This is a genomic window from Stenotrophomonas sp. LC732 (assembly GCF_052446685.1).
Taxonomy (GTDB): Bacteria; Pseudomonadota; Gammaproteobacteria; order Xanthomonadales; family Xanthomonadaceae; genus Stenotrophomonas; species Stenotrophomonas muris.
In genome coordinates this window covers 2,875,219-2,891,297 of record NZ_CP199214.1, presented here as the reverse complement: position 1 = coordinate 2,891,297, position 16,079 = coordinate 2,875,219, and the positions used below count along the sequence as shown (strand labels likewise).

The window sequence follows — 16,079 nt, the reverse complement described above, 5'->3', positions numbered from 1 at the left end:
TGACGCGTGCCTCTGACCCGGGCCGAGCAACTCATTGATCTGCTGCTGGCGCGCCAGCAGCCCCGCGCCGTCCTCGAGAAGTCCACGCGCCTGCCCTATGGCTGGGCGCTGTGGCTGCGCTCGCTGGGGCCACTGCCGCGGCCGTTCCATGCCCGCGAGGTGATCGCAGTTTTCCTGCCGCGCCCGCTGCCGGGCCCGCCAGGCCAGTCGCCGCGGCTGTCGCCGTGGCAGGCGCTGCGCCGATTGTTCTGGCAGGACTGGGACGCCGCGCCGCGCGACCAGCGCTGGATGCGCTGGACCTCGGCACTGGTCAGTGCACTGCTGCATCTGCTGTTCTTCGTGCTGTTGCTGTGGGTGGCGGTGATCCGTACCAGCGCGCCGGACGAAGAGGGCACCGAGGGCGAGCGCGTGCAGGTGGAGTTCGTCGGCCGCGCGTCGCAGGAAGGCGGTGGCGATCAGCCGGGCGCCGAAGCGGCTGCGGCTGCGGCGGCAGGTCGGGTTGCGCCGGGCCAGGAGGCGGGCGCTGCCTCGGCCCCTGCGCCGCGTCCGGTGGCTGCCGAAACCACCGCCTCATCCCCGGCATCCGCGCCGACCGCCAGCGTTCCACCACCGCCAGCCGACGCCGAGCCGGCGCCGGTGGCCGCGCCGCCGCCTTCGCCCGTCCAGGCCACCGAAGTGGCGCAGGCCAGCACGGATTTCGTGGTGCCGCCGGTCAGTGTGCCGCGCACCGAAGTCAGCGTCGTACCGCGTGACAGCACGCCCGCCGTGCGCGAGCGCAGCGTGCAGCCGGTGCAGGCGCCGCCGACACCAAGCCCGGTGCGTACCCCGGAACTGGCCGTGCGCACGCCGCAGGTGCGTGACATCCAGGTGCGCGAACGCGAAGTCAGTACGGTCGACGCGCCGGTCGCTCCCCAACCGCTGCGCAGCGCGGAAGTGCAGGTGCGCGTGCCGCAGCAGGACGTGCAGGTGCGCGAACGTGAAGTGCAGGCCGTGGCCGATCCGCAGGTGCGGATGGCGGCGGTGGCCGGGCGTGAGCCCGCCGTACGCGCGCCCACTGGCCGCGACGTGCAGGTGCGGGAACGTGAAGTGGCCTCGGCACCGGTGGCAGCGCCGGCATCCTCCAGTGGCAGTGCCACGGCGACGCCCGCGACTGCGGCCCAGGGCAGCGCGACGCAGGCGAGCAGCAGCGCGCGTCCGTCAGCATCCAGCAGCACACCCGCAAACGCGGGAGCGCGCCCGGCGCCTGATCCAGGCAACTGGGCGACGCCTGCCAAGGGCGATGACTGGGGGTCTTCCAGCCGCAACCGCGACGGCAGCAGCAACGGTATCCGCCAGGCCAGTACCGCCGGCAAGGGCAGCGGCCTGTTCAATGCCGATGGCAGCGTGCGCGTGCCTGGCCAGGAGGGCGATGGCCATGCCGCGCGCGGTGCGCCCGGCGGTGCCAACGACGGCTGGAGCAAGGAGCGCATTGCGCAGTCCGGCACCTGGCTGAAGCGCCCGCCGTACGACTACACGCCGACCTCGTTCGACAAGTACTGGGTGCCGCAGGAATCGCTGCTGGCCGAATGGGTGCGCAAGGGCGTCAAGGCGATGGAGATTCCATTGCCGGGCACCAACACAAGGATCTCCTGCGTCATTTCGATCCTGCAGGCCGGTGGCGGCTGTGGCCTGACCAACCCCAACATGCAGGACCAGCCGGCCGTGGCACGACCGCCGCCGGACATCCCGTTCAAGAAGGAACTGCAGGAAGACAATGGGAGCCGCTAAAGCTTCGGCCGCGCCCGATGCGCTGGCCGGCCCGCGCTTTGGTAGATGCCGACCTTGGTTGGCACAGAAGCGCCGACCAAGATCGGCCTCTGCCAAGGCGTCAGTGCATGCCGGCCAAGGCAGTGACCTTACGCGCTCTGCGACAGGAACACCCAGAACGGTACGTCGCGGCCGACCCAGTCACGGCTGGTCTCGTCCATCACGTCCAGCAGGGTGTCGAAGTCCTTCTGCGGACCGGCGCGCAGCGCGTCCACGTCGGCCAGGAACAGCGCGTAGCCATTGGCCGGCAGCCATTGCAGGTCGCGCAGGTTGTCCGACAGCGCATCCCAGTTGCCGCCGAAACCGGCCGGGAAATCCAGCTGTGCGGCCAACCGGGCGAGCAGGGTGCGCTTGTCCGCGACGCCCTCCAGATCGATGCGGATCACTTTCAGGCCGGCATCGCGCATCGCCGCGGCCAGTGCGCCGATGTCGTCGCTGTCGATGGCGTAGACGCCGGCGTTGTTGATGTCATGCAGGCCAAGGCCGAAATCATCGTGGCTCATCACTGGGCTCCCTGGGCCGGTACGGCGAAGCTGCGGAATGACGCGTAATGGTCGTCGGTGTAGTACCACGCTTCCGGCGGATCGCCGCCGGTGACGATGCGACGCGTGCCACGCGTAGGCGCGCCAGGGGTGTCGACGGTGTATTCGCGGTAGTAGCCGCGCGCGCGCTGCGGCAGTTGCTGCTCGCGGTTGCCGAAGGTACTGCCGTCTTGGCGGTGCGGGAATGGACCGCCACGCTGGATCAGGGCGATGGTCGCGCGCGCTTCGGCGGGCAGGAACGCGGGAAGTCCGCTGTCCTTGCCGGGCGAGGCGGTGGCCGGCGCGCGCGCGACAGGCGTGCCCTGCAGGTCGGGCGCGAACTGCGGCGCTGGCGGCCTTTGCAGGAAATGGTTGGCGACCAGGCCGAGCAGCAGCAGGGCGATGGCGGTGATCAGCAGCCGGGGGTTGCGCATGGGCAGGGGCGGGCGAGGGTAGTACACGCACTGTAGCGCCTGTGCGCTGCACGGTGCATGAGGAGAGCGCTGCGTCACTGCTGCGTAACAATTGCCGTCGTGCTCACTGGCAGGACGCAATTTCCTTTACATCCCCCTTGGTAATCTGGCGGTCTGTCCCCATCATTCACCGCGCACCGCCCGACATCGTCGGGTGCCCTCGCAATCAGGAGATGCATCATGGCCTACACCCTGCCCAAGCTGTCCTACGCCTACGACGCGCTGGAACCGCATATCGATGCGGCGACGATGGAAATCCATCACACCAAGCATCACCAGACCTACATCAACAACGTCAACGCGGCGCTGGAAGGCACCGAGTACGCTGACCTGCCGGTCGAAGAGCTGGTGAAGAAGCTCAAGTCGCTGCCGGAGAACCTGCAGGGCCCGGTGCGCAACAACGGTGGTGGCCATGCCAACCACTCGCTGTTCTGGACCGTGATGGCCCCCAATGCCGGCGGCAACCCGGTGGGCGACGTGGCCAAGGCCATCGACAAGGACCTGGGCGGTTTCGACAAGTTCAAGGATGCCTTCACCAAGGCCGCGCTGACCCGTTTCGGCAGTGGCTGGGCGTGGCTGAGCGTGACCCCGGACAAGAAGGTCGTGGTCGAGAGCACCGGCAACCAGGACAGCCCGCTGATGGAAGGCAACACCCCCATCCTCGGCCTGGACGTGTGGGAACACGCGTACTACCTGAAGTACCAGAACCGCCGCCCGGAATACATCGGCGCGTTCTTCAACGTCATCGACTGGAACGAAGTCGAGCGCCGTTACCAGGAAGCGATCGCCTGATCGCGTGACGGGATGACATGAGAAGGCCGGGGGAGACCCCGGCCTTTTCTGTTGCAGCAGTCGTTCGATAGTGCCGGCCGCAGGCCGGCAACCGTGCGGTACCGGGGGAGCCGGCCAGCGGCCGGCACTACCTATTCCGCAGTGGCCGTATCGCCCTGCAGGCGCAGGGTCGCCATCACACCCAGACGCAGGCCGGGCAGGTCGCCGTCGGCCGGCAGCAGGATCGGCTGCTGGCGGATGCCGCCGAAATGCTTGACCTGGAACAGCACATCCAGGCCGTGGCCGCTGCTGCCGCCCCCACTGGCCGCCGGCGCCTCGGCACGGCCGCCGGGATTGCGCCGGGCCGGCTGGAACCCCGGCGTGCTGCGCACCAGTTCCACCGTGCTGGCCGAGAAATCGCCGGCAATCAGGCTCGGCATGCCTTCGGCGGTGGCGCCGATCCAGGTCATCAGGTCGCTGGTCTGGTGCTGGCGGGCGCTGGCCTCGTCCGGGTCCGGGCGCAGCCGCGCCACATAGATGTTGACCAGCGCCTCGCCCAGCCTCAGCCGCATCATGCCGGCCGCGCTGAAGGTGCCGGGAGGATGCAGCAGGGTCACGCCGTCCTCGCTGACCGGCAGCCGGGTCAGCATGGCGTTGCCATGCCGCAGCGGCTGGCTGGGCGGATCGGCGGTAACGAAGTCGCAGCTGTAGCGCAGCCGGCTGGCCAGCCAGCAGGCCGGGTTGCGGCCCTGCTGCTGCAGCACCTGCTGCACCGAGATCACGTCCGGCTGCAGCTCGGTCAGCAGCTGTGCGACCTGCTCGCGGCGCTGCTTCCATTGCGCGTCATCGCGGCTGGGCAGCTCCAGCGCGGCGACCGTCAGCTGCCTGGGGTCGCTCTCGCTGGCAACGGCGGCCGGCGCCTGTGGTCGTGCCTGCGTCTGCAACGCCAGCAACAGCGCAAGGCAGCTGAGCAGGAGGCGGGCGTGGGCGAGGGGGCGCATAACGATAAGTTTACGCTTTTGTCGTGCAGGTGCCGTGACTTCCGGCATGGCCTGCACTGCCTGCCATGGATTGGCACCGTTGTCATGCAGCCCTGCAGCGTGCTTCGCAAGCCCCGGTTCCGGTAACCTTGCGCCTTTCGCTTTGCAGGAATGCCTTACAGGATGAGCCACGACGCAGTCGCCCCCATCGCCGGCCAGGGAAAGATGCCGCGCCAGATTCCGTACATCATCGGCAATGAGGCCTGCGAGCGGTTCAGTTTCTACGGGATGCGCAACATCCTGGTGCAGTTCCTGATCACCTCGCTGCTGCTGCAGGAAATCACTGCCGAAGGCCGTGCCGGTGAAGCCAAGGACATCATGCACAGCTTCATGATCGGCGTGTATTTCTTCCCGCTGCTCGGTGGCTGGCTGGCCGACAGGTTCTTCGGCAAGTACCACACCATTCTCTGGTTCAGCCTGGTCTACTGCGCCGGCCACCTGTGCCTGGCGCTGTTCGAGAACAGCCGCGAGGGCTTCTTCCTCGGCCTGGGCCTGATCGCGCTCGGTGCCGGCGGCATCAAGCCGCTGGTGGCCTCGTTCATGGGCGACCAGTTCGACCAGAGCAACAAGCACCTGGCCAAGATCGTCTTCGACGCCTTCTACTGGATCATCAACTTCGGCTCGCTGTTCGCCTCGCTGCTGATCCCGCTGGTGCTGAAGAACTGGGGCCCGCAGTGGGCGTTCGGCATCCCGGGCATCCTGATGTTCATCGCTACCTTCGTGTTCTGGCTGGGCCGCAGGCGCTACGTGCTGGTGCCGCTGCCGCCGAAGGACCCGCATTCGTTCGCCAACGTGGTGCGTACCGCGCTGACCACGCGCGTGGCTGGCCAGGGCCGTCCGGGCCTGGTGATCGCCGTGCTTGGCCTGGCGCTGGCGGTGGCCTCGTTCGGCCTGGTCGGTTCGCTGGGCATCGTGATCTGCCTGTGCCTGGCGCTGGTGGCCATCCTTGCCGGCATCGGTGGCGGCACCTGGCTGCAGCTGGACCGCGCCCGTGGCCAGCATCCGGCCGAAGCCGTGGAAGGCGTGCGCTCGGTACTGCGCGTGCTGGTGATCTTCGCGCTGACCACGCCGTTCTTCTCGCTGTTCGACCAGAAGGCCTCGACCTGGGTCCTGCAGGGCCAGCAGATGCAGATGCCAAGCTGGTTCACCGCCTCGCAGATGCAGGCGCTGAACCCGCTGCTGGTGATGATCCTGATTCCGTTCAACAACCTGGTGCTGTATCCGGCCCTGCGCCGCTTCGGCTTCGAACCGACCGCGCTGCGCCGCATGACCGCCGGCATCGCCTTCAGTGGCCTGGCCTGGATCGTGGTGGGTGGCATCCAGGTGGTGATGGACGGCGGCAACGCCATGTCGATCTTCTGGCAGATGCTGCCGTACGCGCTGCTGACCTTCGGTGAGGTGCTGGTCTCGGCCACCGGCCTGGAGTTCGCCTACAGCCAGGCACCGCAGGCGATGAAGGGCGTGGTGATGAGCTTCTGGAACCTGACCACCACCATCGGCAACCTGTGGGTGCTGCTGTCCAACGCAGCGGTGCGCAACGACACGGTCACCCACCAGATCGCGGGCACGGGCCTGAGCGAGGCGGCGTTCCTGATGTTCTTCTTCGCCGGCTTCGCCTTCGTCGCGGCGTTGGCCTTCGGTTGGTACGCGAAACGCTATCGTATGGTCGACAACTACCGTAGCGCCTGAGCCTGACATGACCCCCGTCAATCTGCTGTTGATCGCCATCACCGCCATCCTGTCGTGGATGGCGTTCAACAACCGCAAGCTGGCCGACCGCCTGATCCTGTGGCCGCCGGCCATCGACCGTCACCGCCAGTACGACCGGCTGGTGACCTATGGCTTCATCCACGCCGACTGGTCGCACCTGATCTTCAACATGATCACCCTGTTCTTCTTCGGGGGATTCATCGAGAGCGTGATGGTGCAGCTGACCGGCAGCTACCTGACCTACCCGGCGTTCTACATCGGCGCGCTGCTGGTCTCGATCCTGCCCAGCTACCTGAAGAACCAGAAGAACCCGAACTACCTCAGCCTCGGGGCGTCCGGGGCGGTATCGGCGGTGCTGTTCGCCTTCATCCTGATCAAGCCGTGGTCGATCATCCTGGTGTTCTTCATCCCGGCACCGGCGATCATCTATGCCGCGTTCTACGTCGGCTACAGCATCTGGATGGACAGGCGCGGTGGCGACCGCATCAACCACAGCGCGCACCTGGCAGGTGCGGCGTTTGGCGTGATCTTCATGCTGGCCATGCAGCCGAGCATCTTCACCCACTTCCTGCGCGAACTCTCCAACCCGACCTTCCGCCTCGGCGGCGGCTGATGCGGGTAGCGGGGCGGATCGGGTCCGATCCGCCCCGGCCGGGTCAGGCTGCGGTCTGCTGGCCGTAGGTATCCAGCAGGCGGGCGAACACTTCCTCGCCGATGCGCTGGAAATCCTGATCCTCGGTCTGCCCTTCCACCGCCAGTTGCAGCAGGCCCTCCAGCAGGGCGCGGTCGGTATCGGAATGGGAATTGCTGGCGTGCATGGGAGCCTCCACGGTGGTGCGCATGGTCAACGGTCGCAAGGGTCGTGCCAGCCTGGCCGTACCCCTCCATAGGCGATAGCGGCCGGCCCGCCTCCAGCTTGAGGGCGAAAACTGACGTGAATGGACTGGACTTGCCCCTGTTCAGGCTTCACGCGATCATGGCGCCCGGCTGCGCACCATCCACGCAGTCGCCGCAGGAGACAGTTCCATGGCTTCGGTCACGCCCCCCGGTCTGGCCTATGAGGTCGAGCACGACCTGGCCAACCACCGCTTCACCGCACGTGTGCGCGGACAGCTGGCGGTGCTCGATTACCAGATCAAGCGCAGGCGCATGGTCATCACCCATACCGAGGTGCCCGAGCCGATCGCCGGCCGTGGCATCGCCGGTGAGCTGACCCGCGTGGCACTGCGTTTCGCCCGCGAGCAGAAATACAAGGTGGTGCCGGCATGTTCCTACGCCGAGGCCTTCCTGCAGCGCCACGAGGAGTACCACGACCTGCTCGTTGGCTGAACGCCAGCGGGTCACGCTTCAGCCATGGCAGGCGATGATGTACAAACATGAACAGGGGATCCCGATGAAGATTGGAAACAACCGGCCACTGCGCGGCAGCGTGTTGGCCGGCGTGGTGGGCGTGCTGTTGCTGGCCGGTTGCCAGCGTGAAAGCGAGCCGGCACCGGCGACCGACGCGGCGCCCGCCGCCGAGGCGACGGCCGCGGGCGAAACGCCGGCCACGGAAGCGCCGCTGGATCTGCGCGACGTGATCGAGAACAACGAGCGCGAAGTGGTGGGCATCAGCTACCCGGCCGGTATCGACCGTTATCCGGGCCTGGCCCGCGCGCTGCAGAGCTATGCCACGAGTGCGCGCAGCGACCTGCAGCAGGCGCTGGACGGGCTGGGCAACGACAAGCCGACCATGCCCTACGAGCTGTCGCTGAGCTTCGAGAAGCTGCTTGAAACTCCGCAGCTGGTGGTGGTCAGTGCCGACGGCAGCCGCTACACGGGTGGCGCCCACGGCGAACCGCTGGTGGCGCGCTTCGTGTGGCTGCCGCAGCAGCAGCAGATGCTCAGCGCCGAAAAGCTTGTGGCCGATGCCAAGGGCTGGAAGGCGATCAGCGATTTCGTCGCCGACCAGTTGCGCGAACGCGTGGCCACCCGCCTCAGTGGCGAGGACATGGACCCGGCCCAGCTGCAGGAATCGCTGCGCAACGCATCGCGCATGATCGCCGACGGAACCGGCCCGCAGGCCGACAATTTCAGCCAGTTCCAGCCACTGACCGACGACAAGGGGCAGATCACCGCGCTGCGCTTTGTTTTCCCGCCGTACCAGGTGGGTCCATACTCGGACGGCACCCAGACCGCCGATGTACCGGCAGCGGTGCTGTTGCCGCACGTGGCCAAGGACTACGTGGAGCTGTTCGCACGCGGTTGACCGCAGTCGAGGAGGTGGCGTGGATACAGGGTTGCAGGAGCGGGTCGCCGGCCTGCTCCACGAAGCCGGGGTCCGCATCGGCGGCACCCAGCCACAGGACATCCAGGTGCATGACCCGCGCTTTTTCGCGCGGGTCATGGGCCACGGCTCGCTCGGCCTGGGCGAGAGCTACATGGAGGGGTGGTGGGATGCCAATGTCCTGGATGAATTCCTCGTCCACCTGATGCAGGCGCACCTGGATGAACGGGTGCACGGCTGGCGCGAAGTGGCAGACGCGCTGAAGGCGCGCCTGTTCAACCTGCAGGCGGGGCAGGGCAGTTACGAAGTCGGTCGCCGCCATTACGACCTCGGCAATGATCTCTACCAGGCCATGCTCGGCCAGCGCCTGGTCTACAGCTGTGGCTATTGGCGCGACGCCGACGACCTCGACGCCGCACAGGAGGCCAAGCTCGACCTTGTCTGCCGCAAGCTGGGCCTGCGCCCGGGCCAGCGCGTGCTGGACATTGGCTGCGGTTGGGGCGAAGCCCTGAAGTTCGCCGCCGAGCGCTACGGTGTCAGCGGCGTCGGCGTGACCATATCGCAGGAGCAGGCCGAGTTCGCGCGGCAGTTGTGCGCTGGCCTGCCGATCGAGATCCGCCTGCAGGATTACCGTGAACTGGACGAACCGTTCGATGCGATCTTCTCGATCGGCATGTTCGAGCACGTCGGTGACAAGAACTACGCCGGTTTCTTCGAAGTGGCCAAGCGCTGCCTGTCGCCACGTGGCCTGCTGCTGTTGCATACCATCGGCACCAACGTCTCACGGCATCGCACCGATCCATGGATTGCACGCTACATCTTCCCCAACTCGATGCTGCCGTCGGCGGTGCAGATCACCAAGGCGTTCGAAGGCCGCTTCGTACTGGAAGACTGGCACAACTTCGGCACCGACTACGACCTGACCCTGCAGGCCTGGCGGCGCAACGTGGAAGCAGCGTGGCCGCGGCTGGATGCGCACTACGACGAGCACTTCCGGCGCATGTGGCGCTTCTACCTGGCCGGGTCGATGGCCACCTTCCGCTGCCGGCACGCGCAGCTGTGGCAGCTGGTGCTGTCGCCGGAAGGCGTGCCGGGTGGGTACGTGGCGCCGCGATGATGCCAGCGCGGGGTCGGAGACCCCGGGGTCAGATCCCTTTTCGCAGAAAAGGGCTCTGACCCCAATCACAACAAAAAAAACCGCCCGGTCTCCCGGGCGGTTTTCGTTTCAGGCGACAGCGCTGGCGATCAGTTGCCGGCGCCGGTCAGGCCACGCTTTTCCAGCAGCGGTTCGATCTGCGGCTCGTGGCCGGCGAAATCGCGGAACAGCTGCATCGCGTCGACGCTGCCGCCCTTGGACAGCAGGGTGGCGCGGAAGTGGTCGCCGTTCTTGCGGCTCAGGCCGCCGTTGTCCTTGAACCACTTCTGGGTGTTGGCGTCGAGCACTTCCGACCAGATGTAGGCGTAGTAGCCGGCCGAGTAGCCGCCCATGATGTGGCTGAAGTACGGGGTCTTGTAGCGCGGCGGAACCGGCGCGTAGTAGATGCCGTCCCTCTCCAGCGCGGCGCGCTCGAAGGCCATCACGTCCTTGGCCGCCGGCACCTGGTCCGGGCCGATCTGGTGCCAGTTCTGGTCCAGCATCGCCGCCCCCAGGTATTCGGTGGTGGCAAAGCCCTGGTTGAACTTCGATGCGGCAATCACCTTGTCCAGCAGGGCCTGCGGCATCGCCGAACCATTCTGGTAGTGCTTGGCGTAGTTCTTCAGGATGACCGGGTTGTCGGCCCACATCTCGTTGACCTGCGAGGGGAACTCGACGAAGTCGCGCGGCACCGAGGTGCCCGAGAAGTAAGGGTACTTCACGTTGGAGAACATGCCGTGCAGGGCGTGGCCGAACTCGTGGAAGGTGGTGTTCACCTCATCCCAGGTCAGCAGGGTCGGCTGGCCGGCCGGCGGCTTCGGGATGTTCAGGTGATTGGCGACCACCGGCTTGAAGCCGGTCAGCTTGGACTGCGAGACGTAGGAGTTCATCCACGCACCGCCGCGCTTGGAGGCGCGCGCATACGGATCGAAGATGAAGATCGCCAGCTGGCTGCCATCGGCGTCGAACACGTCGTAGACGGTGACGTCATCGTGGTAGACCGGCAGGTCGGTGCGCTGCTTGAAGGTCAGGCCGAATTCCTGGCCGGCGGCGTAGAAGACGCCGTTCTCGAGCACGTTCTTCAGTTCGAAGTACGGCTTCAGCTGCGACTCGTCGAAGTTGTACTTGGCCTGGCGCACCTTCTCGCTGTAGAAGGCCCAGTCCCACGGTTCCAGCTGGAAGGTCGGCTTGCGCGCGGCCTTCTGCTCCTTGTCGATCATCGCCTGCAGGTCGGCGGCTTCGCGCTTGGCATTGGCCACCGCGGCCGGAGCCAGCTTGCCCAGCATCGCGTTGACCGCTTCGGGGGTCTTGGCGGTCTGGTTGGTCAGGTTGTAGGCGGCGAAGTTCGGGAAGCCCATCAGCTTGGCCTTGTCGGCACGCAGCTGCATGATGCGCGAGACCAGCGCGGTGTTGTCGAACTCACCGCCGCGGCTGCCGCGGGTGGTCGAGGCTTCGTAGATCTTCTGGCGCAGGGCGCGGTTGGCCAGGTTGGTCAGCGGCGGCTGGCCGGTGGTGTTGAGCAGGGTGATCACGTACTTGCCTTCCAGGCCACGGGCCTTGGCGGCTTCGGCGGCGGCGGCGATCTGCTCCTTGGACAGGCCAGCCAGCTCCTTGACGTCGTCGACAGTGATTGCCGAAGCGTTCACTTCCGACTGCACGTTCTGGCTGAACTTGGTGCCCAGATTGGCCAGTTCGGCATTCATGTCCTTCAGCGTGGCCTTGTCGGCCTCGGACAGCTTGGCGCCGGCGCGCACGTAATTGTCGTAGTACTTCTCGACCAGGCGCACGCCTTCGGCGTCCAGGCCCAGCTGGCTGCGGGTGTCGTACAGCGCCTGGATGCGGGCGAACAGCTTGCCGTTCAGCGCGATCGCATCGCTGTGCGCGGCAAACTTCGCCGAGTAGTCGGCCTGCAGCTTCTTGCGGGTGTCGTTGGTATCGGCGCCGACCAGGCTGAAGAACACGGTGGTCGCACGGTCGAGGATGTCACCGCTCTTTTCCAGCGCGATGATGGTGTTGTCGAAGGTCGGCTTGGCCTTGTTGTTGGCGATCGCCTCCACTTCCTTCAGCTGCTGCGCCATGCCGGCGTCGAAGGCCGGGGCGAAGTCGCTGTCCTTGATCTTGTCGAACTGCGGGAAGTGCAGCGGCAGCGGGCTTTCGGCGAAGAACGGGTTGGCCTGCTGGGCATTGGTGCTGGCAGCCGGGGTGGCGGCGCCGGCCGAGAAGGCGGGCAGGGCAAGGCCGAGGGACATGGCCACGGCAAGGGCAAGTCGAGTGGTCAAGGTAGAAGCTCCGGTAAGGCAAACAAGGGCCCGAGGGTAACCCGGCCGGCGGCGACTGCACTTGTGTCAAAAGGCATGTTGCCGGGGCCGGGCGCGGGTACCATGCATTCACCGCCCACGGCCCGCTGCCATGACCACTGCCTACGATTTCAGCTTCCGTGACCTCGACGGCCAGCCGCAGGCGCTGGCCCGGTACCAGGGCCACCCGTTGCTGCTGGTGAACGTCGCCAGCCGCTGTGGCTTCACCCCTCAGTACACCGGGCTGGAGCAGCTGTGGCAGGCGTACCGCGAACGCGGCCTGGTGGTGATCGGCTTCCCGTGCAACCAGTTTGGCGCGCAGGAGCCCGGTGATGCCGCACAGATCCGCCAGTTCTGTTCGCTGGACTATCCGGTCAGCTTCCCGCTGTCGGAAAAGATCGAGGTCAACGGCGATGGGGCCGACCCGCTCTGGAGGTGGCTCGCGCGGGAGAAGCGCGGCGTGCTCGGCAGTGCCCGCATCAAGTGGAATTTCAGCAAGTTCCTGGTCGATCGCCAGGGGCGGGTGGTGTCGCGGCATGCGCCCACCACCCGGCCGGAGCAGCTGCGCGGCGAGATTGAAGCGCTGCTGTGAGGTCGTGCCGGCCGCTGGCCGGCAATCCCGTAGGCCAGGAAGAGCCGGCCAGCGGCCGGCACTACCGTTGCAGGATCATTTCTCGACGAACGCGCGCTCGAACACGTAGTGGCCCGGCTGGCCGATGCGCGGCGAAACCTGGAAACCGCGGGCATCGAGCACAGCACGCAGGTCGGCCAGCATCTGCGGGCTGCCGCAGATCATCGCGCGGTCGTTTTCCGGGCTCAGCTCCGGCAGGCCGAGGGTGCGCTGCATCTGGCCGCTTTCCATCAGCGAGGTCAGGCGGCCCTGGTTGGCGAACGGCTCGCGGGTGACGGCCGGGTAGTACAGCAGCTTGTCGCCGATCATCTCGCCCAGGAACTCGTGCTCACGCAGCTCCCTCTCGAAGTAATCGCGGTAGGCCAGATCCTTTTCGTAGCGCACGCCGTGGCAGAGGATCACCTTCTCGAAGCGCTCGTAGGTCTCCGGGTCCTTGATGACCGACAGCCACGGCGCCATGCCGGTACCCGTGCCCAGCAGGTACAGGTTCTTGCCCGGGTGCAGGTCGCTGATCAGCAGGGTGCCGGTGGGCTTCTTGCCGACCAGCACCTTGTCGCCCGGCTTGATGTGCTGCAGGCGCGAGGTCAGCGGGCCGTCCTGCACCTTGATGCTGAAGAACTCCAGATGCTCTTCCCAGTTGGCGCTGGCGATGGAGTACGCACGCAGCAGCGGCCGTGCCTCGGTTTCCAGGCCGATCATCACGAACTGGCCGTTCTCGAAGCGGAAGCCGCTGTCGCGGGTGGTGGTGAAACTGAAGTAGGCGTCGGTCCAGTGACGGACCTCAAGCACCGTTTCGGCGCCAAAAGCGGAGGACATGGGCGTATCTGTCAAAAGTCGTCGGGGGAATTCTATCTCAAATGAGACGGGTTCTCATTGGGCGGAACGAGAGGCGTTCTCAGCGGTAACCCGCCGCCTGCAGCTCGAACAGCTCGGCATAGCGGCCGCCCTGTGCCATCAGCTGGGCGTGGGTGCCACTGGCCTCGATCCGGCCATCGGCCAGCACCAGGATGCGATCGGCCATGCGGACCGAGGAAAAACGGTGGGAAATCAATACGGCGGTGCGATTATCCGCCAGTTCCCTGAACCGCTGGAACACCTCGAACTCACTGCGCGCATCCAGTGCTGCCGTTGGCTCATCCAGGATCATCACCTGCGCATTGCGCATCCATGCGCGGGCAATGGCGATCTTCTGCCACTGGCCACCGGACAGGTCCACGCCCTGCTTGAAACGGCGGCCGATCAGCTGGTCGTAGCCACCGGGCAGCTCCTCGATCACTTCCTCGGCCATGCCGCGGCGCGCGGCGTCGGCGATGCGCGCCCGGTCGTCCATGGCCTCGACCTGGCCGACGCCGATGTTCTCGCCGGCGCTGAGGTTGTAGCGCACGAAGTCCTGGAAGATCACCCCGAGGTTGGCGCGCAGGTCGTCCAGGTCGTAGTCGCGCAGGTCGCGGCCATCGAGCAGGATGCGGCCCTCGTCCGGTTCGTACAGGCGTGCCAGCAGCTTCACCAGGGTGGTCTTGCCGGCGCCGTTCTCGCCGACCAGGGCCAGCACTTCGCCGGCCTGCAGCTGGAAATCGAGGTGGCGCACCGCCCACTGTTCGGCATCGGGATAGCGGAAGCCGACGTTCTCGAACACGAAGCCCTGGCGGATCGGCTGCGGCACGCGTATGGCGCCTTCGCGCGAGCGGATTTCCGGCTCGATCTGGAAGAACGAGAACAGGTCGTCCAGGTACAGCGCCTGGCTGGCCACCTGCGAGAAGCCGATCAGCAGGCCTTCCAGCAGCTGGCGCAGGCGCAGGAAGCTGCCGGCAAGGAAGGTCAGGTCGCCGATCGAGAAATCGCCGCGCACCGTGCGCCAGGCGATGTAGGCGTAGGCGGTGTAGTAGCCCAGCGTACCCAGCGCAGCCAGCAGCGTGCCCCAGAACGCCCGGCGCCGTGCCAGGGCACGGTTGGCCTGGAACAGCGCCACCGACAGGCGCCGATAGCGCTCGACCAGGAAGCGGTGCAGGTTGTAGATCTTCACTTCCTTGGCCGTTTCCACGCTGGCACCGAGCTGGCGCAGGTAGTCGAGCTGGCGGCGCTCGGGCGTCCATTGGAAGTTGAGGCTGTAACCGGCCGCGTTGAAGTGCGATTCGCCGATGAAGGCCGGCACCAGTGCCAGCGCCAGCAGCAGGATCAGCCACGGCGCGTAGACCAGCAGGCCGACGGCGAGGCTGGCCACGGTGATCGCGTCCTGCACCTGGCCGAACAGCTGGCTCATCAGGTTCATCCGGCCCATGGTCTGGCGCCTCGCGCGGTCCAGCTTGTCCTGCAGGTCCGGGTCCTCGAAGTCCTCCAGATCCAGCGTCGCCGCGTGTTCCATCAGCCGGATGCTGGTGACGTTGGCGAACAGTTCCGACAGCAGCGCGTCGGCATAGCTGACCAGCCGGCCGAGCAGGTCCGAGGCGATGGCCAGGCCGAATTCCAGCGCCAGCAGGCCCAGCAGCGGATTGAGCATGCCGCTGGACAGCGCCTCGCCCAGCGGCGGGAAACCGGCGTCGTGCTGGCTCAGGTGCAGGGCGCTGTCGATGATCAGCTTGCCGACGTACAGCATCGCCACCGGCAGCAGCGCACGGATCAGGCGCAGCCCCAGGCTGGCCAGGGTGAGCGCGGGGCTGGTCTGCCAGACCATGCGCAGGAACGGCGGCAGGTTGCGCATCGCCTTGAAGCGCTGACGCAGGCTGGGTTTCTTCGCGGCGGCAGCGCCAACGGGGGGGATGGCAGGCATGCGCGTATTGTGCGCGCGTGATACGTGCAGGGGGAGTCAGTGCAGCCGTGTTGCCGGCACCGGGGTCAGATCCCTTCGCGAAGCGAAGGGATCTGACCCTCCTGCATCCACGCATTGCGTGGATCCACCGTGCCGACCAAGGTCGACACCTACCAGCAGCACCGATGAACTGTCGAAGGCGGGGTGGGTCAGGCCGGCAGCGGCGGCAGCAACCCCGCACCGAGGCGGTTCCAGGCATTGATCACCGCGATGCCCATGCTCAGGTCACTGATGCCCTTCTCATCGAAGTGCGGTGCCAGGGCATCGAACGCGGCCTGCGACGGCGCGCCGTCGGTCAGCCGGGTCAGCGCCTCGGCCCAGCCCAGTGCCGCGCGCTCGCGTGCATCGAAGAAGCGGCTTTCGTGCCAGGCGGGCAGGGTGTCCAGCTTGCGCGGCTCGATGCCGCCCTTGCGCAGCGCGGTGCCGTGCATGTCCATGCAGTAGCCGCAGCCGTTGAGCTGCGACACGCGCAGGAACACCAGTTCCATCAGGGTCGGATCGATCGAGCTGTCATGCACGGCCTGGCTGGTGGCCAGCAGGCCCTTGAAGGCCTCGGCGGCCAGGCGGGTGTAGGGGACGCGGGGAGAGGCGTGGTCGGACATTTTCGGCTCCACGGCGGCCAC

At 66.7% G+C, this 16,079-nt stretch carries 16 protein-coding genes; 8 read left to right on the top strand and 8 right to left on the bottom strand.

Annotation, left to right across the window (positions count from 1 at the left end):
• Window positions 1-6 precede the first annotated feature (6 nt).
• Window positions 7-1,767 (top strand): hypothetical protein, encoded by a 1,761-nt coding sequence (locus ACT6SE_RS13875; protein ID WP_046431658.1) that lies wholly within the window; start codon window positions 7-9, stop codon window positions 1,765-1,767.
• A gap of 128 nt (window positions 1,768-1,895) precedes the next feature.
• Here the strand turns inward: ACT6SE_RS13875 and ACT6SE_RS13870 are convergent, their stop codons facing one another.
• Together ACT6SE_RS13870 and ACT6SE_RS13865 are read right to left on the bottom strand one after the other, a co-directional pair.
• Window positions 1,896-2,309, bottom strand: a complete 414-nt coding sequence (locus ACT6SE_RS13870) for a barstar family protein (protein ID WP_014647739.1) — start codon at window positions 2,307-2,309, stop codon at window positions 1,896-1,898.
• Window positions 2,309-2,761 carry a ribonuclease domain-containing protein gene (locus tag ACT6SE_RS13865; protein WP_046431655.1) on the bottom strand — a complete coding sequence of 151 codons (453 nt, stop codon included), beginning with the start codon at window positions 2,759-2,761 and terminating at the stop codon, window positions 2,309-2,311. The genes ACT6SE_RS13870 and ACT6SE_RS13865 overlap by 1 nt, the downstream gene beginning before the upstream one ends.
• 219 nt (window positions 2,762-2,980) lie before the next feature.
• On the opposite strand from ACT6SE_RS13865, the gene ACT6SE_RS13860 reads away from it, so the two are divergent.
• Window positions 2,981-3,592 (top strand): superoxide dismutase, encoded by a 612-nt coding sequence (locus ACT6SE_RS13860; RefSeq protein ID WP_005410310.1) that lies wholly within the window; start codon window positions 2,981-2,983, stop codon window positions 3,590-3,592.
• Window positions 3,593-3,723: 131 nt separating this feature from the next.
• Here ACT6SE_RS13860 and ACT6SE_RS13855 read toward each other — a convergent pair whose 3' ends face one another.
• On the bottom strand, window positions 3,724-4,572 hold the full coding sequence (locus ACT6SE_RS13855) for an endonuclease/exonuclease/phosphatase family protein (RefSeq protein WP_046431652.1): 849 nt from the start codon (window positions 4,570-4,572) through the stop codon (window positions 3,724-3,726).
• Between the two features lie 162 nt (window positions 4,573-4,734).
• Here ACT6SE_RS13855 and ACT6SE_RS13850 point away from each other — a divergent pair, with 162 nt between their 5' ends.
• The gene (locus ACT6SE_RS13850; protein ID WP_014647736.1) at window positions 4,735-6,300 is read left to right on the top strand and encodes a POT-type proton-dependent oligopeptide transporter; all 1,566 of its coding nucleotides are present in this window, start codon (window positions 4,735-4,737) and stop codon (window positions 6,298-6,300) included.
• 7 nt (window positions 6,301-6,307) lie between these two features.
• Window positions 6,308-6,934, top strand: a complete 627-nt coding sequence (locus tag ACT6SE_RS13845) for a rhomboid family intramembrane serine protease (protein ID WP_014647735.1) — start codon at window positions 6,308-6,310, stop codon at window positions 6,932-6,934.
• Window positions 6,935-6,977: 43 nt separating this feature from the next.
• On the opposite strand, the gene ACT6SE_RS13840 is transcribed toward ACT6SE_RS13845, so the two are convergent.
• Entirely contained in the window at window positions 6,978-7,139 is a 162-nt protein-coding gene (locus tag ACT6SE_RS13840) for a hypothetical protein (RefSeq protein WP_014037806.1), read from the bottom strand.
• Window positions 7,140-7,347: 208 nt separating this feature from the next.
• On the opposite strand from ACT6SE_RS13840, the gene ACT6SE_RS13835 reads away from it, so the two are divergent.
• From ACT6SE_RS13835 to cfa, 3 genes are read left to right on the top strand one after another with little or no spacing between them, the layout of a single operon-like run.
• Window positions 7,348-7,650 (top strand): GNAT family N-acetyltransferase, encoded by a 303-nt coding sequence (locus ACT6SE_RS13835; RefSeq protein ID WP_006455911.1) that lies wholly within the window; start codon window positions 7,348-7,350, stop codon window positions 7,648-7,650.
• 37 nt (window positions 7,651-7,687) lie between these two features.
• Window positions 7,688-8,569, top strand: a complete 882-nt coding sequence (locus ACT6SE_RS13830) for a DUF3298 and DUF4163 domain-containing protein (RefSeq protein ID WP_046431642.1) — start codon at window positions 7,688-7,690, stop codon at window positions 8,567-8,569.
• Between the two features lie 19 nt (window positions 8,570-8,588).
• Window positions 8,589-9,704 carry a cyclopropane fatty acyl phospholipid synthase gene (cfa, locus tag ACT6SE_RS13825; protein WP_046431639.1) on the top strand — a complete coding sequence of 372 codons (1,116 nt, stop codon included), beginning with the start codon at window positions 8,589-8,591 and terminating at the stop codon, window positions 9,702-9,704.
• Window positions 9,705-9,832: 128 nt separating this feature from the next.
• Here the strand turns inward: cfa and ACT6SE_RS13820 are convergent, their stop codons facing one another.
• Entirely contained in the window at window positions 9,833-12,001 is a 2,169-nt protein-coding gene (locus tag ACT6SE_RS13820) for a M3 family metallopeptidase (RefSeq protein ID WP_046431637.1), read from the bottom strand.
• A gap of 130 nt (window positions 12,002-12,131) precedes the next feature.
• Between ACT6SE_RS13820 and ACT6SE_RS13815 the strand changes: the two genes are divergently transcribed.
• Window positions 12,132-12,611 (top strand): glutathione peroxidase, encoded by a 480-nt coding sequence (locus tag ACT6SE_RS13815; protein ID WP_046431634.1) that lies wholly within the window; start codon window positions 12,132-12,134, stop codon window positions 12,609-12,611.
• A gap of 75 nt (window positions 12,612-12,686) precedes the next feature.
• Here the strand turns inward: ACT6SE_RS13815 and ACT6SE_RS13810 are convergent, their stop codons facing one another.
• The 3 genes from ACT6SE_RS13810 to ACT6SE_RS13800 form a co-directional block, all read right to left on the bottom strand.
• Window positions 12,687-13,466: a ferredoxin--NADP reductase gene (locus ACT6SE_RS13810; RefSeq protein ID WP_014647730.1), complete on the bottom strand. Its 780-nt coding sequence runs from the start codon at window positions 13,464-13,466 to the stop codon at window positions 12,687-12,689.
• Window positions 13,467-13,545: 79 nt separating this feature from the next.
• Entirely contained in the window at window positions 13,546-15,417 is a 1,872-nt protein-coding gene (locus tag ACT6SE_RS13805; RefSeq protein WP_046431631.1) for an ABC transporter ATP-binding protein, read from the bottom strand.
• A gap of 188 nt (window positions 15,418-15,605) precedes the next feature.
• Complete coding sequence (locus ACT6SE_RS13800) at window positions 15,606-16,058, bottom strand: carboxymuconolactone decarboxylase family protein (RefSeq protein WP_046431628.1); 453 nt, start codon at window positions 16,056-16,058, stop codon at window positions 15,606-15,608.
• Window positions 16,059-16,079: the final 21 nt, after the last annotated feature.